Origin of the sequence: Parasphingomonas frigoris (assembly GCF_036663815.1) — a bacterium.
Taxonomy (GTDB): Bacteria; Pseudomonadota; Alphaproteobacteria; order Sphingomonadales; family Sphingomonadaceae; genus Sphingomonas.
The window spans coordinates 1-1,074 of sequence record NZ_JAXOJQ010000090.1; the positions used below are offsets into that span (position 1 = coordinate 1).

2 protein-coding genes are annotated in these 1,074 nt (G+C 65.2%); both read left to right on the forward strand.

The window, feature by feature from the left end; translation table 11 throughout:
* Positions 1 to 247 (forward strand): SDR family NAD(P)-dependent oxidoreductase (locus U1872_RS22685; RefSeq protein ID WP_332795103.1); only part of this gene is annotated, 247 nt, incomplete at its 5' end.
* Positions 225 to 1,074, forward strand: an 850-nt coding sequence (locus U1872_RS22690) for an AMP-binding protein (RefSeq protein WP_332795104.1), incomplete at its 3' end; no start/stop codon positions are given. The genes U1872_RS22685 and U1872_RS22690, both read left to right, overlap by 23 nt.

The window sequence follows — 1,074 nt, forward strand, 5'->3', positions numbered from 1 at the left end:
CGATCTGGCTGCGCAATGGGCCGAGCACGGCATACGCGTGAACGCGATCGCGCCCGGATCGATCGAGACCGGAATGACAAAGACGCTTGATCCCGCGATTCAGGACAAGACCCGGGCACGCATCCTGATGGGGCGCTTCGGGCGCCCCGACGAAGTCTCCGGTACGCTGGCCCTGCTTGCCTCCCAGGCCGGCAGTTTCATTACCGGCCAGACTTTCCTCGTTGATGGAGGGCAATCCCTTGGCTGACCTGAGCGCGGATGGACTTGTCTGGTCCGACGACCGGCTGTGGCCGCAGTTCGTGGCGAGGGCCGACGAAGATCCAGCCGCGATTGCTCTTGTCGAGTGCGATGATCGACGATGGACCCGGGGCGAGCTTCGCATCGAGGCGGAAGCCCTGCAGGTCCGTCTGCGTGCAGCGGGTGTCGGCGCAGGATCCCGCGTGCTGGTCGCCGGGCACAAGCGTGCGAGCACCTTGGTCGTGGCGCTCGCCGTATCGACGTGCGAGGCGATTTTCTGCCCCTATTCGCCGAAATTGTCCGACGCCGACCGCACAATGCTAGAGAGCCGGCTGGGCCATGCTGCGCACATCTTCGTGGATGCCGACGACGCCATCCGTATCGATCCGGCTCCTTCGACAGTCCGCTCCAACGATTTCCGCAACCGCGACGCCGCGCTGATCGGGTTCACGTCCGGTACGACAGGCGTGCCCAAGGGCGTGATGCACGGGTCGACAGCGTTGAACTACGCGACGCGTGCCTGCGCTGCCAATGCCGGCCTGAAGCCAGGAGACTCGATCCTGGGGATCGTACCGCTCGACAGCGCGCCGGGCTTCACGTTCACCGCGCATTTCGCCCTGTCGCTTGGCCACCCCCTCGTGCTGATCGATCCATGGGATCCCGTGACAGCGATGCGACGTGCGACCCTTCATGGCTGCGGCTGGGCGATCATGGTGCCGACGCACCTTTATACGATGGTGGAGGCGGCGAAGACAGGCGCGTGGTCGGGGCGACTGCCCTTACGCGCCGTGGCCGTTGGTGGTAGTGCAATGACGCCTGAATTGATCGCCGATGCCG